This window comes from Kitasatospora sp. GAS204B (assembly GCF_029892155.1).
Taxonomy (GTDB): Bacteria; Actinomycetota; Actinomycetes; order Streptomycetales; family Streptomycetaceae; genus Kitasatospora.
The window spans coordinates 136,024-158,767 of sequence record NZ_JARZAG010000004.1; the positions used below are offsets into that span (position 1 = coordinate 136,024).

At 71.1% G+C, this 22,744-nt stretch carries 19 protein-coding genes; 12 read left to right on the forward strand and 7 right to left on the reverse strand.

Features of this window, described 5'->3' with window-relative positions:
• The first annotated feature begins 85 nt into the window (after positions 1-85).
• Positions 86-985 carry a TerC family protein gene (locus tag P3T41_RS07495; protein WP_280688801.1) on the forward strand — a complete coding sequence of 300 codons (900 nt, stop codon included), beginning with the start codon at positions 86-88 and terminating at the stop codon, positions 983-985.
• A 66-nt stretch (positions 986-1,051) separates the two neighbouring features.
• Here P3T41_RS07495 and P3T41_RS07500 read toward each other — a convergent pair whose 3' ends face one another.
• Together P3T41_RS07500 and P3T41_RS07505 are read right to left on the reverse strand one after the other, a co-directional pair.
• Positions 1,052-1,705, reverse strand: a complete 654-nt coding sequence (locus tag P3T41_RS07500) for an MBL fold metallo-hydrolase (protein ID WP_280688802.1) — start codon at positions 1,703-1,705, stop codon at positions 1,052-1,054.
• A gap of 61 nt (positions 1,706-1,766) precedes the next feature.
• A complete protein-coding gene (locus P3T41_RS07505; protein WP_280688803.1) occupies positions 1,767-2,528 on the reverse strand; it encodes a maleylpyruvate isomerase family mycothiol-dependent enzyme in 762 nt (253 codons plus the stop codon).
• A 275-nt stretch (positions 2,529-2,803) separates the two neighbouring features.
• On the opposite strand from P3T41_RS07505, the gene uvrA reads away from it, so the two are divergent.
• From uvrA to P3T41_RS07560, 11 genes are all read left to right on the forward strand, one after another.
• Entirely contained in the window at positions 2,804-5,710 is a 2,907-nt protein-coding gene (gene uvrA / locus P3T41_RS07510) for an excinuclease ABC subunit UvrA (RefSeq protein WP_280688804.1), read from the forward strand.
• Positions 5,711-5,816: 106 nt separating this feature from the next.
• Positions 5,817-6,293 carry a Rieske (2Fe-2S) protein gene (locus P3T41_RS07515; RefSeq protein ID WP_280688805.1) on the forward strand — a complete coding sequence of 159 codons (477 nt, stop codon included), beginning with the start codon at positions 5,817-5,819 and terminating at the stop codon, positions 6,291-6,293.
• 49 nt (positions 6,294-6,342) lie between these two features.
• Positions 6,343-8,382 carry an excinuclease ABC subunit UvrC gene (gene uvrC / locus P3T41_RS07520; protein ID WP_280688806.1) on the forward strand — a complete coding sequence of 680 codons (2,040 nt, stop codon included), beginning with the start codon at positions 6,343-6,345 and terminating at the stop codon, positions 8,380-8,382.
• Between the two features lie 2 nt (positions 8,383-8,384).
• Positions 8,385-9,263 carry an RNase adapter RapZ gene (gene rapZ / locus P3T41_RS07525; protein ID WP_280689044.1) on the forward strand — a complete coding sequence of 293 codons (879 nt, stop codon included), beginning with the start codon at positions 8,385-8,387 and terminating at the stop codon, positions 9,261-9,263.
• Between the two features lie 133 nt (positions 9,264-9,396).
• Entirely contained in the window at positions 9,397-10,404 is a 1,008-nt protein-coding gene (gene yvcK / locus P3T41_RS07530; RefSeq protein ID WP_280688807.1) for a uridine diphosphate-N-acetylglucosamine-binding protein YvcK, read from the forward strand.
• Entirely contained in the window at positions 10,395-11,375 is a 981-nt protein-coding gene (whiA, locus tag P3T41_RS07535; RefSeq protein ID WP_280688808.1) for a DNA-binding protein WhiA, read from the forward strand. Before yvcK ends, whiA begins: the two co-directional genes overlap by 10 nt.
• A 225-nt stretch (positions 11,376-11,600) precedes the next feature.
• A complete protein-coding gene (gene gap, locus P3T41_RS07540; protein WP_280688809.1) occupies positions 11,601-12,605 on the forward strand; it encodes a type I glyceraldehyde-3-phosphate dehydrogenase in 1,005 nt (334 codons plus the stop codon).
• A 149-nt stretch (positions 12,606-12,754) separates the two neighbouring features.
• Positions 12,755-13,957: a phosphoglycerate kinase gene (locus P3T41_RS07545; protein WP_280688810.1), complete on the forward strand. Its 1,203-nt coding sequence runs from the start codon at positions 12,755-12,757 to the stop codon at positions 13,955-13,957.
• A 3-nt stretch (positions 13,958-13,960) separates the two neighbouring features.
• Entirely contained in the window at positions 13,961-14,746 is a 786-nt protein-coding gene (gene tpiA, locus P3T41_RS07550) for a triose-phosphate isomerase (RefSeq protein WP_280688811.1), read from the forward strand.
• An 87-nt stretch (positions 14,747-14,833) separates the two neighbouring features.
• A complete protein-coding gene (gene secG, locus P3T41_RS07555; protein ID WP_280689045.1) occupies positions 14,834-15,070 on the forward strand; it encodes a preprotein translocase subunit SecG in 237 nt (78 codons plus the stop codon).
• Positions 15,071-15,259: 189 nt separating this feature from the next.
• On the forward strand, positions 15,260-15,547 hold the full coding sequence (locus P3T41_RS07560) for an RNA polymerase-binding protein RbpA (protein ID WP_030308030.1): 288 nt from the start codon (positions 15,260-15,262) through the stop codon (positions 15,545-15,547).
• 198 nt (positions 15,548-15,745) lie between these two features.
• Here the strand turns inward: P3T41_RS07560 and pgl are convergent, their stop codons facing one another.
• The 5 genes from pgl to tkt form a co-directional block, all read right to left on the reverse strand.
• Positions 15,746-16,531, reverse strand: a complete 786-nt coding sequence (gene pgl, locus P3T41_RS07565; RefSeq protein WP_280688812.1) for a 6-phosphogluconolactonase — start codon at positions 16,529-16,531, stop codon at positions 15,746-15,748.
• Positions 16,528-17,706 (reverse strand): glucose-6-phosphate dehydrogenase assembly protein OpcA, encoded by a 1,179-nt coding sequence (opcA, locus tag P3T41_RS07570; protein WP_280688813.1) that lies wholly within the window; start codon positions 17,704-17,706, stop codon positions 16,528-16,530. The genes pgl and opcA overlap by 4 nt, the downstream gene beginning before the upstream one ends.
• Positions 17,703-19,247, reverse strand: a complete 1,545-nt coding sequence (zwf, locus tag P3T41_RS07575; RefSeq protein ID WP_280689046.1) for a glucose-6-phosphate dehydrogenase — start codon at positions 19,245-19,247, stop codon at positions 17,703-17,705. The genes opcA and zwf overlap by 4 nt, the downstream gene beginning before the upstream one ends.
• Positions 19,248-19,327: 80 nt before the next feature.
• Positions 19,328-20,473 carry a transaldolase gene (gene tal, locus P3T41_RS07580; protein ID WP_280688814.1) on the reverse strand — a complete coding sequence of 382 codons (1,146 nt, stop codon included), beginning with the start codon at positions 20,471-20,473 and terminating at the stop codon, positions 19,328-19,330.
• A gap of 98 nt (positions 20,474-20,571) precedes the next feature.
• Positions 20,572-22,671, reverse strand: a complete 2,100-nt coding sequence (gene tkt / locus P3T41_RS07585; protein ID WP_280688815.1) for a transketolase — start codon at positions 22,669-22,671, stop codon at positions 20,572-20,574.
• Between the last annotated feature and the right edge of the window lie 73 nt (positions 22,672-22,744).

Here is a 22,744-nt window from a genome sequence, read left to right on the forward strand (position 1 = left end):
GGCCGACCCGGGAGCATCGGCCCGCGTCGTACAGTGCGGGCGGAAGAGACCTCCGGCAGACGACACATGCCGGAGGACCAGCTTCATGGACGTCTCGCTCGCCCTGTGGGCGACCACGATCGGGGTGCTGATCGCCCTGATCGCCGCCGACTTCTTCATCGGCGGCCGCAAGCCGCACGAGGTCTCGATCAAGGAGGCCGGCACCTGGACGGCGGTCTGGGTGGTGCTGGCGATCCTCTTCGGCTGCTTCCTCTGGTGGTACGGCGGCGGGCAGCCGGCCGGTCAGTTCTTCGCCGGCTACCTGACCGAGAAGTCGCTGAGCGTCGACAACCTCTTCGTCTTCGTGCTGATCATGGCCAAGTTCGCGGTGCCACGCGCCCAGCAGCAGCGGGTGCTGATGGTCGGGGTGCTGATCGCGCTGGTGCTGCGCGCGGTCTTCATCGCCGGCGGCGCGGCGCTGATCAGCAGCTTCTCCTGGGTCTTCTACTTCTTCGGCGCGTTCCTGGTCTGGACGGCCTGGAAGCTGATCAAGGAGGCCAGAGCCGGCCACCAGGACGAGGAGTTCCAGGAGAACCGGGTGCTCACGGCGGTCCGGCGGCGCTTCCCGGCGATCTCCGCGATGACCGTGGTGATGCTGGCCATCGGCACCACCGACGTGCTCTTCGCGCTGGACTCGATCCCGGCGATCTTCGGCCTCACCCAGGACCCGTACATCGTCTTCACCGCCAACGCCTTCGCGCTGATGGGCCTGCGCCAGCTGTACTTCCTGATCGGCGGGCTGCTGAAGCGGCTGGTGCACCTGTCCTACGGGCTCTCGGTGATCCTCGGCTTCATCGGCGTCAAGCTGGTGCTGCACGCCCTGCACGAGAGCGGGCTGCACGTGCCGGAGATCGGCATCCCGTTCTCGCTCGGCTTCATCGTGCTGGTGCTCGGCATCACCACGGTCACCAGCCTGCGCGCCACCCGGCGGGCCGCGCTCACCTGACGACGGCAGCCCCGGGGCCGCGCCTGCCCCCGGGCCCGCACCGGCGGCACCCGGGGGCGCACCGCTTCACCAGCCGCGCTCGCGCCACTGCGGCAGGTGCGGGCGCTCGGCGCCGAGGGTGGTGTCCTTGCCGTGGCCCGGGTAGACCCAGGACTCGTCGGGCAGCACGTCGAACAGCTTGGTGGTGACGTCGCGGTAGAGGCTCTCGAAGGCCGCCTTGTCGTTCCAGGTGTTGCCCACCCCGCCGGGGAAGAGGCAGTCGCCGGTGAAGACGTGCGGGTGCCCCTCGGGGTCGTCGTAGATCAGCACGATCGCGCCCGGGGTGTGGCCGACCAGGTGGCGCACGGTCAGTTCGACCTCGCCGACCCGGACGGTGTCGCCGTCCGCCAGCAGCAGATCGGTGGGGACCTCGATGCCCTCCGCGTCGAACCGGCCCGCCGCGGTGCGGGCGCCGGTGGCTGCCACCACCTCGGCCAGCGCGTTCCAGTGGTCGTGGTGGCGGTGCGTGGTGACCACGGTGGCCAGCCGGTCGCCGACGGTCTCCAGCAGCGCCGGGGCGTCGGCCGCCGCGTCGATCAGCAACTGCTCGTCGCTGGCCCGGCAGCGCAGCAGGTAGGCGTTGTTGTCGAAGGGGCCGACCGCGACCTTGGTGATGATCAGGTGGGCGAGTTCCCGCACGTCCGGCGGGCCGCCGACCTTGACGGCTCCGTGGTAGCTCAAGGGGTGCTCCTCTGGCAGTTCTGGCCGGTCTGGCCGATGGTTGCTCGGATATGATCCCGCGTCAGGCCATCGGGGGGAGGGCGGGCAGTGCCGTGCGCGGGTCGGCCAGCGGGCCGCCGTCGCGGTGCACCTGCAGGCCGTCGCCGTCCGAGCGGCCGGACAGCCAGGCGGTGAGCGCCCGGATCGGGCCCTCGACCCGCAGCTCGACCGCGCCCGCACCGCCGAGCCGGGCCTTGGCGGCGGTGTCGTCGGCCAGCAGCTCGATCGCCGGCAGGCCGTCGACCCCGGCGAACTTGGCCGCCAGGTTGCCGAACTCGACGGCGGCGAACTCCTCGGGCCAGTGCGCCGGGGTGTAGCCGTGGGCCAGGTCGACGTGGTGGTACTCCAGTTCGCCCAGCCGCTTCCAGGGCAGCTCGGCGGCGGGGAAGGTGTAGCCGTGCCGGTGCTTGAGGGTGGCGCCCCAGGCCTGCGGCGGCAGTGCGGCGGCGGCCTCGGCCAGCCGGGCGGCGCTGGTGCGCAGGTCGGCGAGCTGCTCGTCCAGCGGGCGGCCTGCGCCCTGCTCGATGCCCTCCTCGCGGGCGGCGGCGCTGGCGTACTGCGGGATGTCCTGGCCGGTGCGGGCCGACTCCAGCAGGTTGACCAGCGAGTCGGCGTTGCGTGCCAGGTGGGCCAGCACATGGCCGCGGGTCCAGCCGGGCAGTGCGGAGGGCTCGGCGAGGCTGCTCGGCTCGAGGGTGGCGACGGTGCGCAAGAGGCGCTCGGTGCTCTCGGCGACCTGGGCCAGGGTGGCCTGCGGGTCCAGCTCGGTGTTCTCGGTGGTCATCGGGTGGGCCTCCGTCGGTGCGTGACGTGGCAGGGCCCGGACTCGTTGGGCCGTGCAGGGCGAAGGCTATCGCCGGGCGGGGCGCTGAGCAGGGGGTTTCTCGGGATCCGGGCGATTGTCAGTGCGATGCGCTTCACTCGGTCGGGTGGTTCCGGGTGGACAAGCTCGATAATCGAACGCCTGATCTATAGGCTGATCGGTGAAACTGGAATCAGTGTCTGCCGTCAGTGATGCCTCACCGACGAGTCCGTCCCCGGAGAAAGGCGCCAGTAGCAGTGGCCGACCGCCTCATCGTCCGCGGTGCTCGCGAGCACAACCTCAAGAACGTCTCGCTGGACCTGCCCCGGGACTCCCTGATCGTCTTCACGGGGCTCTCCGGGTCCGGCAAGTCCTCGCTGGCCTTCGACACCATCTTCGCCGAGGGGCAGCGCCGGTACGTCGAGTCGCTCTCCTCCTACGCGCGCCAGTTCCTGGGCCAGATGGACAAGCCCGACGTCGACTTCATCGAGGGCCTCTCCCCGGCCGTCTCGATCGACCAGAAGTCCACCAACCGCAATCCGCGCTCCACCGTCGGCACCATCACCGAGGTGTACGACTACCTGCGCCTGCTCTTCGCCCGGGTCGGCAAGCCGCACTGCCCGCACTGCGGGCGGCCGATCGCCAAGCAGTCCCCGCAGGCGATCGTGGACCGGGTGCTGGAGCTGGCCGAGGGCACCCGCTTCCAGGTGCTCAGCCCGGTGGTGCGCGAGCGCAAGGGCGAGTTCGTCGACCTCTTCGCCGACCTGCAGTCCAAGGGCTACGCCCGGGCCCGGGTGGACGGCGAAACGGTCCAGCTGACCGAGCCGCCCAAGCTCAAGAAGCAGGAGAAGCACACCATCGAGGTGGTGATCGACCGCCTCACCGTCAAGGAGAGCGCCAAGCGCCGGCTGACCGACTCGGTGGAGACGGCGCTCAAGCTCGCCGGCGGCATGGTGGTGCTCGACTTCGTCGACCTGGCGGCCGACGATCCGGAGCGTGAGCGGATGTACTCCGAGCACCTCTACTGCCCGTACGACGACGTGTCGTTCGAGGAGCTGGAGCCGCGCTCCTTCTCCTTCAACTCGCCGTTCGGCGCCTGCCCGGAGTGCAGCGGCCTGGGCAGCAGGCTGGAGGTGGACGCGGAACTGGTGGTCCCCGACGAGGAGAAGTCGCTGGACGAGGGTGCCATCCACCCCTGGGCCGGCGGGCACGCCCGGGAGTACTACGGCCACCTGATCGACGCGCTGGCCACCGAGATCGGCTTCCGCACCGACATCCCGTGGGCCGGGCTGCCGCAGCGGGCCAAGAAGGCGCTGCTGCACGGCCACAAGGCCAAGGTCGAGGTGCGCTACAACAACCGGTTCGGCAAGGCCCGTTCCTGGGTCACCGGGTACGAGGGCGTGATCCCGTTCGTCCGGCGCAAGCACGCCGAGGCGGAGACCGACACCGCGCGCGAGCGCTTCGAGGGCTACATGCGCGAGGTGGCCTGCCCGTCCTGCCAGGGCACCCGGCTCAAGCCGGTGGTGCTCGCGGTCACCGTGCAGGGCAAGTCGATCGCCGAGGTCTCGGCGATGTCGATCAGCGACTGTGCCGAGTTCCTCAGCGCGATGAAGCTCACCGCCCGGGACAAGAAGATCGCCGAGCGGGTGCTGAAGGAGGTCAACGAGCGGCTGCGCTTCCTGGTCGACGTGGGCCTGGACTACCTCTCGCTGAACCGCGCGGCCGGCACCCTGTCCGGCGGCGAGGCACAGCGGATCCGGCTCGCCACCCAGATCGGCTCCGGCCTGGTCGGCGTGCTCTACGTGCTGGACGAGCCCTCGATCGGCCTGCACCAGCGCGACAACCACCGGCTGATCGAGACCCTGGTCCGGCTGCGCGACATCGGCAACACGCTGGTCGTGGTCGAGCACGACGAGGACACCATCAAGACCGCGGACTGGGTGGTCGACATCGGCCCGGGCGCCGGCGAGCACGGCGGCAAGGTGGTGCACTCCGGCGCGCTCAAGGAGTTGCTCACCAACCCGGAGTCGCTGACCGGCCAGTACCTCTCCGGCAAGCGCTCGATCCCGATCCCGGAGGTGCGTCGCCCGCGCGACAAGGCGCGCCAACTGGTGGTCCAGGGCGCCCGCGAGAACAACCTCAAGGACCTGACGGTCAGCTTCCCGCTCGGCACCTTCACCGCGATCACCGGGGTGTCCGGCTCCGGCAAGTCCACCCTGGTCAACGACATCCTCTACAGCCACCTGGCCCGCGAGCTGAACGGCGCGCGCAGCGTGCCGGGCCGGCACACCCGGATCACCGGCACCGAGCTGGTGGACAAGGTGGTGCACGTCGACCAGTCGCCGATCGGCCGCACCCCGCGGTCCAACCCGGCCACCTACACCGGCGTCTTCGACCACGTCCGCAAGCTCTTCGCGGAGACGGCCGAGGCGAAGGTGCGCGGCTACTTGCAGGGCCGGTTCTCGTTCAACGTCAAGGGCGGTCGCTGCGAGACCTGTTCCGGTGACGGCACCATCAAGATCGAGATGAACTTCCTGCCGGACGTCTACGTCCCGTGCGAGGTCTGCCACGGCGCCCGGTACAACCGGGAGACGCTGGAGGTGCACTACAAGGGCAAGTCCATCGCCGAGGTGCTGGACATGCCGATCGAGGAGGCGCTGCACTTCTTCGAGGCGGTCCCGGCGATCGCCCGCCACCTGCGCACCCTCAACGACGTGGGCCTGGGCTACGTGCGGCTGGGCCAGAGCGCCCCGACCCTGTCCGGCGGCGAGGCGCAGCGCGTCAAGCTCGCCTCGGAGCTGCAGAAGCGCTCCACCGGGCGGACCGTCTACGTGCTGGACGAGCCCACCACCGGCCTGCACTTCGAGGACATCAGCAAGCTGATCAAGGTGCTCTCCGGATTGGTCGAGAAGGGCAACACGGTGATCGTCATCGAGCACAACCTCGATGTGATCAAGACCGCCGACTGGCTGGTGGACATGGGTCCCGAGGGTGGCAACGGCGGTGGCACGGTGATCGCCGAGGGCACCCCGGAACAGGTCGCGGCCGTGACGGCCAGCCACACCGGCAAGTTCCTGCGGGACATCCTCGGCGACCGGGTGACCGACGAGGCGCCGGTGCCCGCCCCGCGCTCGCCCCGCAAGCGCGCGGCGGCGAAGAAGTAGCCGCCGACCGGCAGCACCGACCGGGCCCCGGCGAGCCGGGGCCCGGGTCGGCGCGCGACTAGACTGCGGGCCGTCCGCAGCCGCCGTCCCGCAGGGAGCAGCACCGATGTCCGAGATGTCCGCGCCGATCACTGACCAGCCGGCCGGGGCCGAGCAGCCCACCACTTCCCGCCGTGCCCTGCTCTGCTGCGGCGCGGCCGTGCTGGCCGGCGGCTCCGTGCTCGCGGTGGCCGGCTGCGGGCCGACCGACAACATCGCCAAGGGCGACGCCAAGGCGGCCAGCTCGGGCCCGGTCGACCTGGGCCCGGCCTCGGCGGTCCCGGTGGGCGGCGGCAAGGTCTTCGCGGACCAGCGGATCGTGGTCACCCAGCCGAGCGCCGGCCAGTACAAGGCGTTCAGCGCCCGCTGCACGCACGCCGGCTGCCTGGTCGACCAGGTCACCAGCAAGGTGATCCAGTGCCCGTGCCACGGCAGCCAGTTCAACATGGCCGACGGCACGGTGGCGAACGGCCCGGCGGCCTCCCCGCTGCCCGCCTACCAGGTCACCGTCTCGGGCGGGAACCTCACGGTCACCCCGAGCTAGGGTTTCTACAGCCACAGTTGTCCGCAGTTGCACAAGGGGGATCACCACGATGGCCGACCCGTCCACCTACCGTCCGGCCCCGGGAGCGATCCCGCTCTCGCCCGGGGTCTACCGGTTCCGGGACGAGCACGGCCGGGTGATCTACGTGGGCAAGGCGAAGAGCCTGCGCCCGCGGCTCTCCTCGTACTTCCAGGACCTGGCGAACCTGCACCCGCGCACCGCCACCATGGTCACCACCGCCGCCTCGGTGGAGTGGACCGTGGTCGGCACCGAGGTCGAGGCGCTGCAGCTGGAGTACTCCTGGATCAAGGAGTTCGACCCCCGGTTCAACGTCAAGTACCGCGACGACAAGAGCTATCCCGAGCTCGCGGTGACGCTGAACGAGCAGTTCCCCCGGGTCCAGGTGATGCGCGGGGCACACCGCAAGGGCGTGCGCTACTTCGGCCCCTACGGGCACGCCTGGGCGATCCGCGAGACGGTCGACCTGCTGCTGCGGGTCTTCCCGGTGCGCACCTGCTCCACCGGCGTCTTCAAGCGCGCCCAGCAGGTCGGCCGCCCCTGCCTGCTCGGCTACATCGGCAAGTGCGCCGCGCCCTGTGTCGGCAGGATCGACGAGGCCGACCACCGCGAGCTGGCCGAGGAGTTCTGCGACTTCATGGCCGGCCGGACCGGCAACCACCTGCGCCGCCTGGAGGACCAGATGCGCGTGGCGGCGGCCGAGCTGGAGTACGAGAAGGCGGCCCGGCTGCGCGACGACATCGAGGCGCTCAAGCGCGCGATGGAGAAGAACGCGGTGGTGCTGGCCGACGGCACCGACGCCGACCTGCTCGCGGTGGCCGAGGACGAGTTGGAGGCCGCCGTGCAGATCTTCCACGTCCGCGGCGGCCGGGTGCGCGGCCAGCGCGGCTGGGTCACCGACAAGGTCGAGGACGTGGACACCGCCGCCCTGGTCGAGCACGCGCTGCAGCAGCTCTACGGCGGCGCCGGTAACGAGGCGCAGGGCGAGGTGGTGCCGCGCGAGGTGCTGGTGCCCGCGCTGCCCGAGCCGGTGGGACCGGTCCAGGAGTGGCTGGCCGGCCTGCGCGGCTCGGGCGTCGACCTGCGGGTGCCGCAGCGCGGCGACAAGAAGGACCTGATGACCACCGTCGAGCGCAACGCCCAGCAGGCGCTGGCGCTGCACAAGACCAAGCGCGCCTCCGACCTGACCACCCGCAGCCGGGCCCTGCAGGAGATCGCCGACGCGCTGGAGCTGGACAGCGTGCCGCTGCGGATCGAGTGCTTCGACATCTCCCACCTGCAGGGCGATGACGTGGTCGCCTCGATGGTGGTCTTCGAGGACGGCCTGGCCCGCAAGGGCGAGTACCGGCGCTTCCAGATCAAGGGTTTCGCCGGGCAGGACGACGTCCGCTCGATGCACGAGGTGATCAGCCGCCGGTTCCGCCGCTACCTGCGCGAGCGCGAGCAGACCGGCGAGTGGGCGGTGGTCGAGGAGGAGGACGACGAGCCCACCACCCCGGCCACCCCGACCACTGACGACGGGCGCCCGAGGCGCTTCGCCTACCCCCCGCAGCTGCTGGTGGTCGACGGCGGCCAGCCCCAGGTCGCCGCCGCCAGGCGGGCGTTGGACGAGCTGGGCATCGACGACGTCGCGCTCTGCGGTCTGGCCAAGCGCCTGGAGGAGGTCTGGCTGCCCGGCCAGGACGACCCGGTGGTGCTGCCGCGCAGCAGCGAGGGCCTCTACCTGCTCCAGCGGGTCCGCGACGAGGCGCACCGGTTCGCCATCACCTACCAGCGCGCCAAGCGGGCCAAGCGGCTGACCAGCAGCGGCCTGGACGCCGTGCCGGGCCTCGGCGAGACCCGCCGCACCGCGCTGCTCAAGCACTTCGGCTCGGTGAAGCGGATCCGCAGCGCGACCGTCGAGGAGATCTGCGCCGTCCCGGGCATCGGGCGCCGCACCGCCGAGACTGTTGTCCAGGCGTTGTCCTCCCGGTCACCCGTGGCATTCGCGGTGAATACCGCGACAGGCGAGATCATGGAGGACGACGCGCAACAGAACGTTGCCAGCAGCGAGAGCGGGGAACCGAAGTGACAGTGTCCGATGTGGGGGAGACCGCCCCGGAGCTGGTGATCATCTCCGGCATGTCCGGCGCGGGGCGCAGCACCGCCGCCAAGTGCCTGGAGGACCTCGGCTGGTTCGTGGTCGACAACCTGCCGCCGGCCCTGATCCCGACCATGGTCGACCTCGGCGCCCGCTCGCAGGGCGCGGTGGCCCGGATCGGCGTGGTGGTCGACGTCCGCGGCCGGCAGTTCTTCGACGACCTGCGGGCCTCGCTGGAGGAGTTGGACAAGCGCGGCATCCGGCTGCGGGTGGTCTACCTGGAGTCCAACGACGACGCGCTGGTCCGCCGCTTCGAGAGCGTGCGCCGTCCGCACCCGCTGCAGGGCGAGGGCCGGATCGTGGACGGCATCGCGCAGGAGCGCGACCTGCTGCGCGAACTGCGCGGCGAGGCCGACCTGGTGATCGACACCTCCGACCTCAACGTGCACCAGCTGCGGGCCAAGCTGGACGCCCAGTTCGCCGACAACGACGAGCCCGAACTGCGCTGCACCGTGATGTCCTTCGGTTTCAAGTACGGCCTGCCGGTCGACGCCGACCTGGTGGTGGACTGCCGGTTCCTGCCCAACCCGCACTGGGTGCCGGAACTGCGGGCACGAACCGGTACCGATGTGGACGTCGCGGACTACGTCTTCCAGCAGCCCGGCGCCAAGGAGTTCCTGGACGGCTACGCGGAGCTCCTGCGCATCGTCACCGAGGGTTATCGCCGGGAGGGCAAGCGGTACATGACGCTTGCCGTAGGCTGCACCGGTGGCAAGCATCGCAGCGTGGCCATGTCGGAGCGGCTGACGAAGCGTCTGATCGCCGACGGCGTGGAAACGGTGCTGGTGCACCGCGACATGGGACGGGAGTGACGGCGGTCCCACAGCACCGCCGACAGCACAGGAAACTGGGGTAGGTGTGACGGGATACTCGCCAGGGCGGCAGTTCCAGCACAAGGCCGCCGAGCGGGGCTCCCCGGGCGCACAGCGCAGATCAGTCACCGCCGTGAAGGGGCCTACGGGCAAGGCCGGTGCCCCGCGGATCACCGCGCTGGGCGGCGGGCAGGGCCTGTCGGCCTCGCTCTCCGCGCTGCGCCGGCTCACCTCCGACCTGACCGCCGTGGTCACCGTGGCCGACGACGGCGGCTCCAGCGGCCGGCTGCGCGCCGAGCTCGGCGTGCTGCCGCCCGGAGACCTGCGCAAGGCGCTGGCCGCGCTGTGCGGCGACGACGACTGGGGCAACACCTGGTCCGAGGTGCTGCAGCACCGCTTCACCGGCACCGGCGAGCTGGGCGGCCACGCGGTCGGCAACCTGCTGATCGTGGCGCTCTGGGAGCAGCTCGGCGACCCGGTGGCCGCGCTGGAGTGGGTCGGCCGGCTGCTCAACGTGCAGGGCCGGGTGCTGCCGATGTCCGCCGTGCCGCTGGACATCGAGGCCCAGGTGCGCGGCCACGACCCGGCTCAGCCCGCGCAGATCTCCGCCGTGCGCGGCCAGGCCAGCGTGGCGGCCACGCCGGGCACCGTGCAGTCCGTCCGGCTGCTGCCCGAGGAGCCGCCCGCGGTGCCCGAGGCGGTCTCGGCCGTGCTGGAGGCGGACTGGGTGGTGCTCGGCCCCGGCTCCTGGTTCACCAGCGTGCTGCCGCACCTGCTGGTCCCCGAGCTGGCCAAGGCGCTGATCGGCACCAAGGCCCGCCGCCTGCTGACCCTGAACCTGGCCCCGCAGCCCGGCGAGACCGAGGGCTTCACCCCGCAGCGCCACCTGGAGGTGATCGCCGACCACGCTCCGGACCTCGGCGTGGATGCGATCCTGGTGGACGAGCGCGCGGTCACCGGCGGAGCCTTCGGACAGGCCGACCTGGCGGGGCTGCAGAAGGCCGCCGAGCGGATGGGCGCCGCGCTGGTGCTGGACAAGGTGGCCTCGGCCGACGGCACCCCGCGACACGACCCAGAGCTTCTGGCGGCCGCGTACGACCGGATTTTCCGGACACATGGAAGGATCGGCCCATGGCGATGACGGCAGCGGTGAAGGACGAAATCAGCCGGCTCCCCGTCACCCGGGCCTGCTGTCGCAAGGCCGAGGTGTCGGCGATCCTACGATTCGCGGGCGGACTGCACATTGTGAGCGGTCGGATCGTGATCGAGGCGGAGCTGGACACCGGCATTGCGGCCCGACGGCTGCGCAAGGACCTGCTGGAGATCTTCGGCCACGCCTCCGAACTGGTGGTGATGGCCCCCAGCGGCCTGCGGCGCGGCAGCCGGTACGTGGTCCGGGTGATCAAGGACGGCGAGTTGCTGGCCCGGCAGACCGGGCTGGTGGACGGCCGAGGTCGACCGATCCGGGGCCTGCCCCCGGCGGTGGTCTCCGGCGCGACCTGTGACGCCGAGGCCGCCTGGCGCGGGGCCTTCCTGGCGCACGGTTCGCTCACCGAGCCCGGCAGGTCCTCCTCGCTGGAGATCACCTGCCCCGGCTCGGAGGCCGCCCTGGCGCTGGTCGGCGCGGCCCGCCGGCTCGGCATCCCGGCCAAGGCCCGCGAGGTGCGCGGCGCGGACCGGGTGGTGATCCGCGACGGTGACGCGATCGGCGCGCTGCTCACCCGGCTCGGCGCGCACGAGTCGGTGCTGGCCTGGGAGGAGCGCCGGCTGCGCCGCGAGGTGCGGGCCACCGCCAACCGGCTCGCCAACTTCGACGACGCCAACCTGCGCCGCTCGGCCCGCGCGGCCGTTGCGGCCGGTGCCCGGGTGCAGCGAGCCCTGGAGATCCTCGGCGACGAGGTCCCCGAGCACCTCGCGGCCGCCGGTCAGTTGCGGATGCAGCACAAGCAGGCCTCGCTGGAGGAGCTCGGCGCGCTCGCCGATCCGCCGCTCACCAAGGACGCGGTGGCCGGCCGGATCCGCCGGCTGCTGGCGATGGCCGACAAGCGCGCGCTGGAGCTCGGACTCCCGAGCACCGAGGCGAACCTGACGGAGGAGATGGCGCTCTCCTGACCCTCGCGCCCGCTCGTGCCACCGCCGCCCCAGGAGTTTCCCAACTCCTGGGGCGGCGGTGGTTCTCCGCTCGCGCGGCGGTGGATCGGCACGCCACGCCATGGGTCTTGACGCAGGGCGGATGTGCCCGCGCAACCCGCTGCGAGGTAGGGTCAGTGGTGGTCGGGGACATCCCAAATTCCACCCCGTCGGCATAGCCCGGCGCACCTCAGAGGAGATCGGTTCGTGACGATCCGGGTAGGCATCAACGGATTCGGCCGCATCGGCCGCAACTTCTTCCGCGCGGTCAAGTCCCAGGGCGCGGACATCGAGATCGTCGGTGTCAATGACCTGACCGACACCAAGACCCTGGCTCACCTGCTCAAGTACGACTCCATCCTGGGTACCCTGCAGGCCGAGATCAGCCACACCGCTGACAGCATCACGGTCGACGGCCACACCTTCAAGGTGCTCGCCCAGCGCGACCCGGCCGCCCTCCCGTGGGGCGAGCTGGGCGTGGACGTGGTGATCGAGTCCACCGGCATCTTCACCAAGGCCGACCAGGCCAAGAAGCACGTCGAGGCCGGCGCCAAGAAGGTCATCATCTCGGCGCCCGCGACCGACGAGGACGTCACCATCGTGATGGGCGTCAACGACGAGAAGTACGACGCCGCGAAGCACACCGTCATCTCCAACGCCTCCTGCACCACCAACTGCGTGGCGCCGCTGGCCAAGGTGCTGGACGAGAGCTTCGGCATCGTCAAGGGCCTGATGACCACCGTGCACGCCTACACCAACGACCAGGTCACCCTTGACTTCCCGCACAAGGACCTGCGTCGCGCCCGGGCCGCCGCGCTGAACATCATCCCGACCTCCACCGGTGCCGCCAAGGCCACCGCGCTGGTGCTGCCGCAGCTGAAGGGCAAGTTGGACGGCACCTCGCTGCGCGTCCCGGTCCCGACCGGCTCGATCACCGACCTGGTCGTCACGCTGGAGCGCGAGGTCACCGTCGAGGAGGTCAACGCGGCCTTCCAGAAGGCGTCCGAGGGCTCCCTCAAGGGCATCCTGCACTACACCGAGGACCCGATCGTCTCCTCCGACATCGTGAACTCGCCGTTCTCCACGATCTTCGACTCGCTGATGACCATGGTCCAGGGCAACCAGGTCAAGGTCTTCGGCTGGTACGACAACGAGTGGGGCTACTCGAACCGTCTCGTCAACCTGACCTCCCTCGTCGGCGGCCAGCTCTGACGCAGCGGGAGCTGACGTGATGTGAGGAGCAGGGCCCGGACGGCGGACACCGCGTCCGGGCCCTGCTCCTGCCCACCCTCGCCCCTCCCCTCGGCGGCCCGGCGCTGTGCCGCCCCCCAGCGCCACCCCCTCTCCCAGGAGACAAGACCGTGAAGACCATCGACGACCTCGACGTGGCCGGCCAGCGGGTTTTCGTCCGCGCCGACCTCAACGTGCCGCTGGAAGGCACCACCATCACCGACGACGGCCGGATCCGCGCCGTCGCCCCGACCATCACCAAGCTGCTGGAGCGCGGCGCCAAGGTGATCGTCGCCTCCCACCTCGGCCGTCCCAAGGGCGAGCCGGACCCGAGGTTCTCGCTCGCGGCGGTCGCCGTGCGGCTCGGCGAGATCCTCGGCAAGCCGGTCGCCTTCGCGACCGACACCGTGGGCGACAGCGCCAAGGCCGCCGTCGCCGCCCTCGGTGACGGCGAGGTCGTGCTGCTGGAGAACCTGCGCTTCAACGCCGGTGAGACCAGCAAGGACGACGCGGCGCGCGGCGCCTTCGCCGACCAGCTCGCGGCGCTGGCCGACCGCTACGTCGGCGACGGCTTCGGCGCGGTGCACCGCAAGCACGCCTCGGTCTACGACCTGCCGGCCAGGCTGCCGCACGCGATGGGCGACCTGATCGCCACCGAGCTCGGCGTGCTGAAGAAGCTCACCGACGAGGTGGCCCGCCCGTACGTGGTGGTGCTCGGCGGCGCCAAGGTCTCCGACAAGCTCGGGGTGATCGACAACCTGCTGGGCAAGGCCGACCGGATCCTGATCGGTGGCGGCATGGCGTACACCTTCCTCAAGGCCCAGGGCCACGAGGTGGGCATCTCGCTGCTGCAGGAGGACCAGATCCCCACCGTGCTGGAGTACCTGGCCAGGGCCGAGAAGAACGGCGTCGAGTTCGTCCTGCCGGTCGACGTCCTGGTCTCCGCGGACTTCCCCGACCTGAAGACCAAGGCTCCGGCGACCTACCAGGTCGTCGCGGCCGACGCGATCCCCGCCGACCAGGAGGGCCTGGACATCGGCCCGAAGACCCGGGAGCTGTTCGCCTCGAAGCTGGCGGACGCGGCCACCGTGTTCTGGAACGGCCCGATGGGGGTCTTCGAGCACCCGGACTACGCCGGCGGCACCAGCGCCGTGGCGCAGGGCCTGCTCGCCAGCGACGCCTTCACCGTGGTCGGTGGCGGCGACTCGGCGGCCGCCGTGCGCATCCTGGGCTTCGACGAGACCCAGTTCGGACACATCTCGACCGGCGGAGGCGCGAGCCTCGAGTACCTGGAGGGCAAGACGCTCCCCGGTATCGCCGCCCTGGAAGGCTGAGCAATGACTGAGCGTCTCCCGCTGATGGCGGGCAACTGGAAGATGAACCTCAACCACCTCGAGGCCATCCAGCACACCCAGAAGCTGGCGTTCGCGCTGGCCGACAAGGACTACGAGGCCGTCGAGGTCGCGGTCCTGGTCCCGTTCACCGATCTGCGCTCCGTGCAGACCCTGGTGGACGGCGACAAGCTGAAGATCAAGTACGGCTCGCAGGACGTCTCGGCGCACGACTCCGGTGCCTACACCGGTGAGGTCTCCGGGCCGATGCTGTCCAAGCTGAAGTGCACCTACGCCGTGATCGGCCACTCGGAGCGCCGCCAGTACCACGGCGAGAACGAGGAACTCGTCAACGCCAAGGTGAAGGCCGCCTACCGCAACGGGATCACCCCGATCCTGTGCATCGGCGAGCCGCTGGAGGTCCGCAAGGCCGGCACCCACGTCGAGCACACGCTGGCGCAGCTGGCCGGTGCGCTGGAGGGCCTGTCGGCCGCGCACGCCGAGAGCATCGTGGTCGCCTACGAGCCGGTCTGGGCGATCGGCACCGGCGAGGTGGCCACTCCGGAGGACGCGCAGGAGGTCTGCGCGGCGATCCGGGCCAAGCTGGCCGAGCTGTACGATGCGGAACTGGCCGAAAAGGTCCGGATCCTGTACGGCGGTTCGGTGAAGTCCTCCAGCGCGGCGGGCCTGATGGCCAAGCCGGACGTGGACGGCGCACTGGTCGGCGGTGCCTCGCTGGACGCCGACGAGTTCGTCAAGATCGTGCGTTACCGGGAGCAGGCAGTAGGCTAACGCCCCCGCAGCAACGTAGTCTTTGGGCCGGACCACCTTCCCCGGTGGTCCGGCCCTTCGCCAATGAACGAGAGAGTTGGTCCCGCCGTGGTTCTCGGGTTCTCGATTGCCCTGATCATCTTCAGCCTGCTGATGATCCTCCTGGTGCTGCTGCACAAGGGGAAGGGCGGCGGCCTGTCCGACATGTTCGGCGGCGGATCGATGTCGGCCGGTGGCGGTTCGGCGGTCGCGGAGCGGAACCTGGACCGGATCACGATCATCGTCGGCCTCTGCTGGTTCGCCTGCATCGTCGTACTCGGTTTGCTGATCAAGGTCAAGAGCTGATCACGCCTCAGTTCTGAAGGCGGTGCGGACAGATCCTTATCCGCTCCGTACACTAGGACAACTTGTCACTGTCCGCAGCGGGCGGCGGTCGACAGAGCCTGGGCAGACCCAGGCGGTTAAGGGCACGCAGGGAGTCAGACCGTGGCAAGTGGCAACGCCATTCGTGGCAGCAGGGTCGGAGCAGGTCCGATGGGTGAGGCGGAGCGCGGCGAGTCCGCCCCCCGCAACCGGATCTCCTTCTGGTGCGCCAACAAGCACGAGACGCGCCCCAGCTTCGCCGCCGAGGCCGTCATCCCGGACACCTGGGACTGCCCGCGCTGCGGGTTCCCGGCCGGGCAGGACGAGCACAACCCGCCGGCGCCGTCGCGCAACGAGCCGTACAAGACGCACCTCGCCTACGTCCGTGAGCGTCGCACCGACGCCGACGGCGAGGCGATCCTGGCGGAGGCGCTGGCCAAGCTGCGCGGCGAGATCTGAGCCGAGAACGACCGGGGCGCGGGTGCGGGACCTGAGGGTCCGTCACCCGCGCTTTCGCATGCCCTGACCTCGTTCGCGGGATCTTTCACGCCCCGTGTTCACCGCCGCTTGACGGGCGAGGTGGCCGCCCGGTGCGGCGGCAACGCGAAGGGGCGGTGCGCTCGACGAGCGCACCGCCCCTTGGTTGTTGACGCTCCGTCAGGCCGAGGCCGGAGGGTAGAGCTGCGGCGGCAGCTTGGCGGCCGCCGCCCGGTCGAGCAGCCAGAGCGTGCGGCTGGTGCCGTACGCGCCGCAGGCCGGGGCCTGCAGCTCGCCCGGGTTGGACAGGGCCAGCGCCACCGCGTCCGCCTTGTCCTCGCCGGCCGCCAGCAGCCAGACCTCGCGGGCCGCCCGGATGGCGGGCAGGGTCAGCGAGATCCGGGTCGGCGGCGGCTTCGGCGCCCCGCGCACCCCGACCACCGTGCGCGCGGTCTCCCGCACGCCCGGATGCTCGGGGAAGAGCGAGGCCACGTGGGTGTCCGGGCCGACGCCGAGCAGCAGCACGTCGAAGGCGGGCACCAGGGCGCGGTCCTGCGGACCGGCGGCCTTGGCCAGCTCCTCGGCGTACCGCTCGGCGGCGGCCTCCACGTCGGCGCCGTCCACGCCGTCCGAGGCGGGCATGTAGTGCACCCGCGCCGGATCGACCGGGACGCCGGCCAGCAGCTCGTCGGTGGCCTGCACGGCGTTGCGCTCCGGGTCGTTGGAGGGCACGAAGCGCTCGTCGCCCCACCACAGGTCGATCCGGGACCAGTCGACCGCGTCCCGGGCCGGGGAGGCCGCGATCGCGGCGAGCAGCGCGTTGCCGTTGCGCCCGCCGGTGAGCACCACGGAGGCCAGGCCCCGGGCGGACTGCGCGTCGACGATCTTGGTGATCAGTCGGGCGGCGGCCGCCTGGGCCATCAGCTCCTTGTCGCGGTGCACCACCAGCTGCGGCACGGGACTCATGCCCCGCCCCGCTTGCGCGTGCTTGCCTTGGTGGTGGCCTTCTTGGCGCCGCTCTTCTCGGTCGCCTTCTCGGCCGCCTTCTTGACACCCGTGGCCGGCTTGGCCGGCGCCTTCTTGCCCGGTGCCTTCCCGGCCGCCGGGACCTTGGCGGTCACCCGCGGGGTGGCCACCGTGGCCTCGACCACGGCCGCCGCGGTCGCCTCGGCCACCGCCTGCTCGGCCGCGACGGCGTGGCCGTGCGGGACGGCCGGCTCGTCGAGGCGGTCCACGCCGGTCCGCACGGCGGCGGCGTAGATGGCGTCCTCGTCGAGCCGGCGCAGCTCCTCCGCGATCAACTCCGCCGTCTCGCGCCGCTTGAGCGCCACCAGCCGGTCCGGCGAGCCGGGGATCGACAGCGTGCCCATCAGCCCGTCGGGCCGGTCGAGCACGATCTCGCCGTCCTTGGAGCGCATCCGCACCGCGGTGATGCCCGGGCCGTCGGTGACCACCCGCTCGACCGGCACCCGCAGCCGGTCGTGCAGCCACAGGCCGAGCAGCTCGACGCTGGGGTTGTACGACTCGCCCTCGACCACCGCGGAGGTGATCTTGCAGGGCCGCTGGTCCAGCGCGGCGGCCAGCATCGAGCGCCAGCTGGTGATCCGGGTCCAGGCCAGGTCGGTGTCGCCGGGGGTGTAGCCGGTGGCCAGCACGGCCAGCTGGTCGACCGGGGACTCGGCGGTCACCGCGTCGGTGATCCGGCGCTGGGCGATCGCGCCGAGCGGGTCCTGGGCCGGGTGCAGCGGGGCGTTCTCCGGCCACCAGACCACCACGGGGGCGTCCGGCAGCAGCAGCGGCAGCACCACCGACTGGGCGTGCGAGGCGAGTTCGCCGTGCATCCGCAGGATCACGGTCTCACCCGAGCCGGCGTCGGAGCCGACCCGGATCTCGGCGTCCAGCCGGGCCCCGGCCCGCGCCCGTGGTGAGCGGCCCTCGCGCTTGACCACGGCGAGGATGCGCGAGGGGTGCTCGCGCGAGGCGTCGTTCGCGGCCTTGAGGGCGTCGTAGGCGCTGCCCTCCTCGGTCACGATGACCAGCGTGAGGACCATGCCGGCGGCGGAGGCGCCGCCGGCCCGGCGAGCGCCCATCAGGGCGCTGTTGATCTTGCTGGACGTGGTGTCCGTCAGGTCGATCTTCATGGCCGGCGCCAGCTCCTGCCGTCTCGTGCGATCATCTCGTCCGCCTCGGTCGGTCCCCAGGTGCCGGCCGGGTACTGCGCGGGCTTGCCGTGCTGCTCCCAGTACTGCTCGATCGGGTCGAGGATCTCCCAGGACAGCTCGACCTCCTGGTGCCGGGGGAAGAGGTTGGCGTCGCCGAGCAGCACGTCCAGGATGAGCCGCTCGTACGCCTCCGGGCTGGACTCCGTGAAGGACTCGCCGTAGGCGAAGTCCATCGTGACGTCCCGGACCTCCATCGAGGTGCCCGGCACCTTGGAGCCGAACCGCACCGTGACGCCCTCGTCCGGCTGCACCCGGATCACCAGGGCGTTCTGCCCCAGCTCCTCGGTGGCGTAGGAGTCGAACGGCAGGTACGGGGCGCGCTGGAAGACCACCGCGATCTCGGTCACCCGGCGGCCCAGGCGCTTGCCCGTGCGCAGGTAGAACGGGACCCCGGCCCAGCGCCGGTTGTTGATCTCCAGCTTGATCGCCGCGTAGGTGTCGGTCTTGGACTCGGGGTTGATGCCGTCCTCGTCCAGGTACCCGACCACCTCCTCGCCGCCCTGCCAGCCGGTCGCGTACTGGCCGCGCACCGTGTGCCGGCCCAGGTCCTTGGGCAGCTGCACGGCGCTGAGCACCTTGAGCTTCTCGGCGACCAGGGCCTTGGGGTGGAACGAGGCGGGCTCCTCGATGGCGGTCAGCGCCATCAGCTGGAGCAGGTGGTTCTGGATCACGTCACGGGCCGAGCCGATGCCGTCGTAGTACCCGGCCCGGCCGCCGATACCGATGTCCTCGGCCATGGTGATCTGCACGTGGTCCACGTAGGACCGGTTCCAGATCGGCTCGAACATCGTGTTGGCGAAGCGCAGCGCCAGGATGTTCTGGACCGTCTCCTTGCCCAGGTAGTGGTCGATCCGGAAGACCTCGTCCCGGGGGAAGACGTCGTGGACGACCTTGTTGAGCTCCTGGGCGCTGGCCAGGTCGTGGCCGAACGGCTTCTCGATCACCGCGCGGCGCCAGGAGCCGGGCGGCGGGTCGGCCAGGCCGTGCTTCTTGAGCTGCTGGACCACGTTGGGGAAGAACTTCGGCGGCACCGAGAGGTAGAACGCGAAGTTCCCGCTGGTGCCCTGCGCCTTGTCGAGGTCCTCGATGGTCTGGCGCAGCGTGTCGAAGGCCTCGTCGTCGTCGAAGGTGCCCTGGACGAACCGCATGCCCTTGGCCAGCTGCTGCCACACCTCCTCGCGGAAGGGGGTGCGCGCGTGCTCCATGACGGCGTCGTGCACCTCCTTCGCGAAGTCCTCGTGCTCCCACTCGCGGCGGGCGAAGCCCACCAGCGAGAAGCCCGGCGGCAGCAGGCCGCGGTTGGCCAGGTCGTAGATCGCCGGCATCAGCTTCTTGCGCGACAGGTCGCCGGTGACGCCGAAGATCACCAGACCGGACGGTCCTGCGATCCGCGGCAGCCGGCGGTCCGCCGGATCACGCAGCGGGTTCTCGGGTTGCTGCGGAAGATCTCCTTGCGTCACCTCGGCCCCCTCCAGGTCGGGAAATGCTGGTGCATTACTCACTGCTGGGCTCCGCTTTCAGTGCGTTGTGCGAGCGGGTGTCAGTTGCTCTCGGCGGCGAACGAGGCCAGCGAGGCGGTGACGGTGTCGAGCAGCTCCTGCCAGGAGGCCTCGAACTTCTGCACGCCCTCGTCCTCCAGCACCTGCACCACGTCGTCGTAGTCGACGCCGGCCGCGGCCAGCGCGTCCAGCACCGCCTGGGCGTCCTGGTAGGCCGAGGTGATGGTGTCGCCGGTGACCTGGCCGTGGTCGCCGGTGGCGTCCAGGGTGGCCTCGGGCATCGTGTTGACGGTGCCGGGCGCGACCAGCTCGGTCACGTACAGGGTGTCCGGCAGCGCCGGGTCCTTGACACCGGTGGAGGCCCAGAGCGGGCGCTGCGGGTTGGCACCGGCCGCCTCCAGGGCCTTCCAGCGCTCGCCGGCCGGGCGCTTGCCGTCCACCGAGCCGAAGACCTCCTCGTAGGCCTGGTAGGCGAGGCGGGCGTTGGCCAGCGCGGCCTTGGAACGCAGCTTGACGGCGTCGCCGCCGATCGCGTCCAGCCGCTTGTCGATCTCGGTGTCCACCCGGGAGACGAAGAAGGAGGCGACCGACTCGATCCCGGAGAGGGCGATGCCCTTGGCCTTGGCCTGCTCCAGACCGGTCAGGTAGGCGTCGATCACGGCCTTGTAGCGGTCCAGCGAGAAGATCAGCGTGACGTTGACGCTGATGCCCCGGGAGATCACCTCGGTGATCGCGGGCAGGCCGGCCTTGGTGGCGGGGATCTTGATCAGCACGTTGGGGCGGTCCACCAGCCAGGCCAGCTGCTTGGCCTCGGCCACCGTGGGCGCCGTCTGGTGGGCGAGGCGGGGGTCGACCTCGATCGAGACCCGGCCGTCGCGGCCGTTGCTGGCGTCGTAGACCGGGCGCAGCACGTCGGCGGCGTCCCGCACGTCGGAGGTGGTGATCATGCGGACCGCCTCCTCCGTGGTGACCTTGCGGACCGCCAGGTCGCGCAGCTGGCCGTCGTAGGAGGAGTCGCCGCTGCCGGCGATCGCCTTCTGGAAGATGGTCGGGTTGGTGGTGACGCCCACGACGTGCTTGCTCTGCACCAGCTCGGCCAGGTTGCCGGTGTTCAGCCGGGTGCGGCTCAGGTCGTCCAGCCAGATCGCCACGCCTTCGTCGCTGAGGCGCTTCAGTGCGTCAGTCATACTGCTCAGTCCTTAGATCTATCGGTCAGTCAGGAAGCGGGACGGGCCGCGCGCCTGAGGCACTGTCACAGCGCAACTCGGGCGCGCGGCCGGCAGGCCTAGCGGTTGACGGCTTCCAGCGAACGCAGCGACTTGTGCGCGGCGTGCGCCACGGCCTCGGCGGTGATGCCGAACTCCTGGTACAGCACCTGGTAGTCGGCCGAGGCACCGAAGTGCTCCAGGCTGACGATCCGGCCGTGGTCGCCGACCAGCTCGCGCCAGCCCTGGGCGATGCCGGCCTCGACCGAGACCCGCGCCTTGACGGTGGGCGGCAGCACCTGGTCGCGGTAGGCCTGGTCCTGCTCGTTGAACCACTCGACGCACGGCATCGACACGACCCGGGTCGCGATGCCCTCGGCCTCCAGCGCCTCGCGGGCGGCGACCGCCAGCTGCACCTCGGAGCCGGTGCCGATCAGGATCACCCGCGGCGCGTTGTCCGAGGCCTCGGCCAGCACGTAGCCGCCCTTGGCCGCGCCCTCGGCGGAGCCGAAGACGTCGCGGTCCCAGGTCGGCACACCCTGGCGGGTCAGCGCCAGGCCCACCGGGCCCGGGTGGCTGGAGTGGCGCTCCAGCACGGTGCGCCAGACCACGGCCGTCTCGTTGGCGTCGGCCGGGCGGGCCACCGACAGGCCCGGGATGGCGCGCAGCGCGGCCAGGTGCTCGACCGGCTGGTGGGTCGGGCCGTCCTCGCCCAGGCCGATCGAGTCGTGCGTCCAGACGTAGCTGACCGGCAGCTTCATCAGCGCGGCCAGCCGGACCGCCGGGCGCATGTAGTCGGAGAAGACCAGGAAGGTGCCGCCGTAGACCCGGGTGTTCCCGTGCAGCGCGATGCCGTTCATGGCCGAGCCCATGGCGTGCTCGCGGATGCCGAAGTGGATCGTGCGGCCGTAGGGGTTGGCCCCCTTCAGCGGGTTGCCCTCGGGCAGGAAGGAGGAACCCTCGTCGATCGTGGTGAGGTTGGACTCCGCGAGGTCGGCCGAGCCGCCCCACAGCTCCGGGATCACCGCGCCGAGCGCCTTGAGGGTGTCGCCGCTGGCCTTGCGGGTGGCGATGTCCTTGCCGGCCGGGAAGCTGGGCAGCTCCTTCTTCCAGCCGTTCGGCAGCTCGCCGGCCTGGATCCGGTCGAACTCGGCGGCCCGGGCGGGGTTGCCGGCCCGCCACTCGCCGAAGGTCAGCTCCCAGGCGGCCCGGCCGGCCTTGCCGCGCTGGATCACCTGGCGGGCGTGGCTGAGCACCTCGTCGCTGACCTCGAAGGTGCGCTCCGGGTCGAAGCCCAGCACCTTCTTGGTGGCGGCGATCTCGGCGGCACCGAGCGCGGAGCCGTGCGCCTTGGCGGTGTTCTGCGCGTCCGGCGCGGGCCAGGCGATGATCGTGCGCATGCCGATGATCGACGGGCGCGAGGTCTCGGCCTTGGCGGCGGCGAGCGCGGCGGCCAGCGCCTGCACGTCGACGTCGCCGTTGTCCTTGGGCGTGATCCGCTGCACGTGCCAGCCGTAGGCCTCGTAACGGGCCAGCACGTCCTCGGAGAAGGCGGTGTGGGTGTCGCCCTCGATCGAGATGTGGTTGTCGTCGTAGAGCGCGACCAGGTTGCCGAGCTTCTGGTGCCCGGCCAGCGAGGAGGCCTCGGCCGAGATGCCCTCCTCCAGGTCGCCGTCGGAGACGATCGCCCAGATGGTGTGGTCGAAGGGCGAGGTGCCCGGCTCGGCCTCGGGGTCGAAGAGACCGCGCTCGTAGCGGGCGGCCATCGCCATGCCCACGGCGTTGGCGATGCCCTGGCCGAGCGGGCCGGTGGTGGTCTCCACGCCGGCCGTGTGGCCGTGCTCGGGGTGGCCGGGGGTGCGGCTGCCGTGCACCCGGAAGGACTTGAGGTCGTCCAGCTCCAGGCCGTAGCCGGAGAGGAAGAGCTGGGTGTAGAGCGTCAGGCTGGTGTGGCCGGGGGACAGCACAAAGCGGTCACGACCGACCCAGTGCGGGTCGGTCGGGTCGTGCCGCAGGAAGCGCTGGAAAATGACGTAGGCCGCGGGGGCGAGGGCCATCGCCGTCCCCGGGTGGCCGTTCCCGACCTTCTGCACCGCGTCCATGGCCAAAACCCGGGCGGTGTCGACAGTCCGCTCATCCAGCTCGGACCACTCGATTGCGTTCGTCGGCGTCGTGCTCACCCTTCTCAGGGCTCCTTCCGTATTGAGGTATGACCCCGTGAAGGGACCGGGTCGGCCACGACACTGTGGGCCT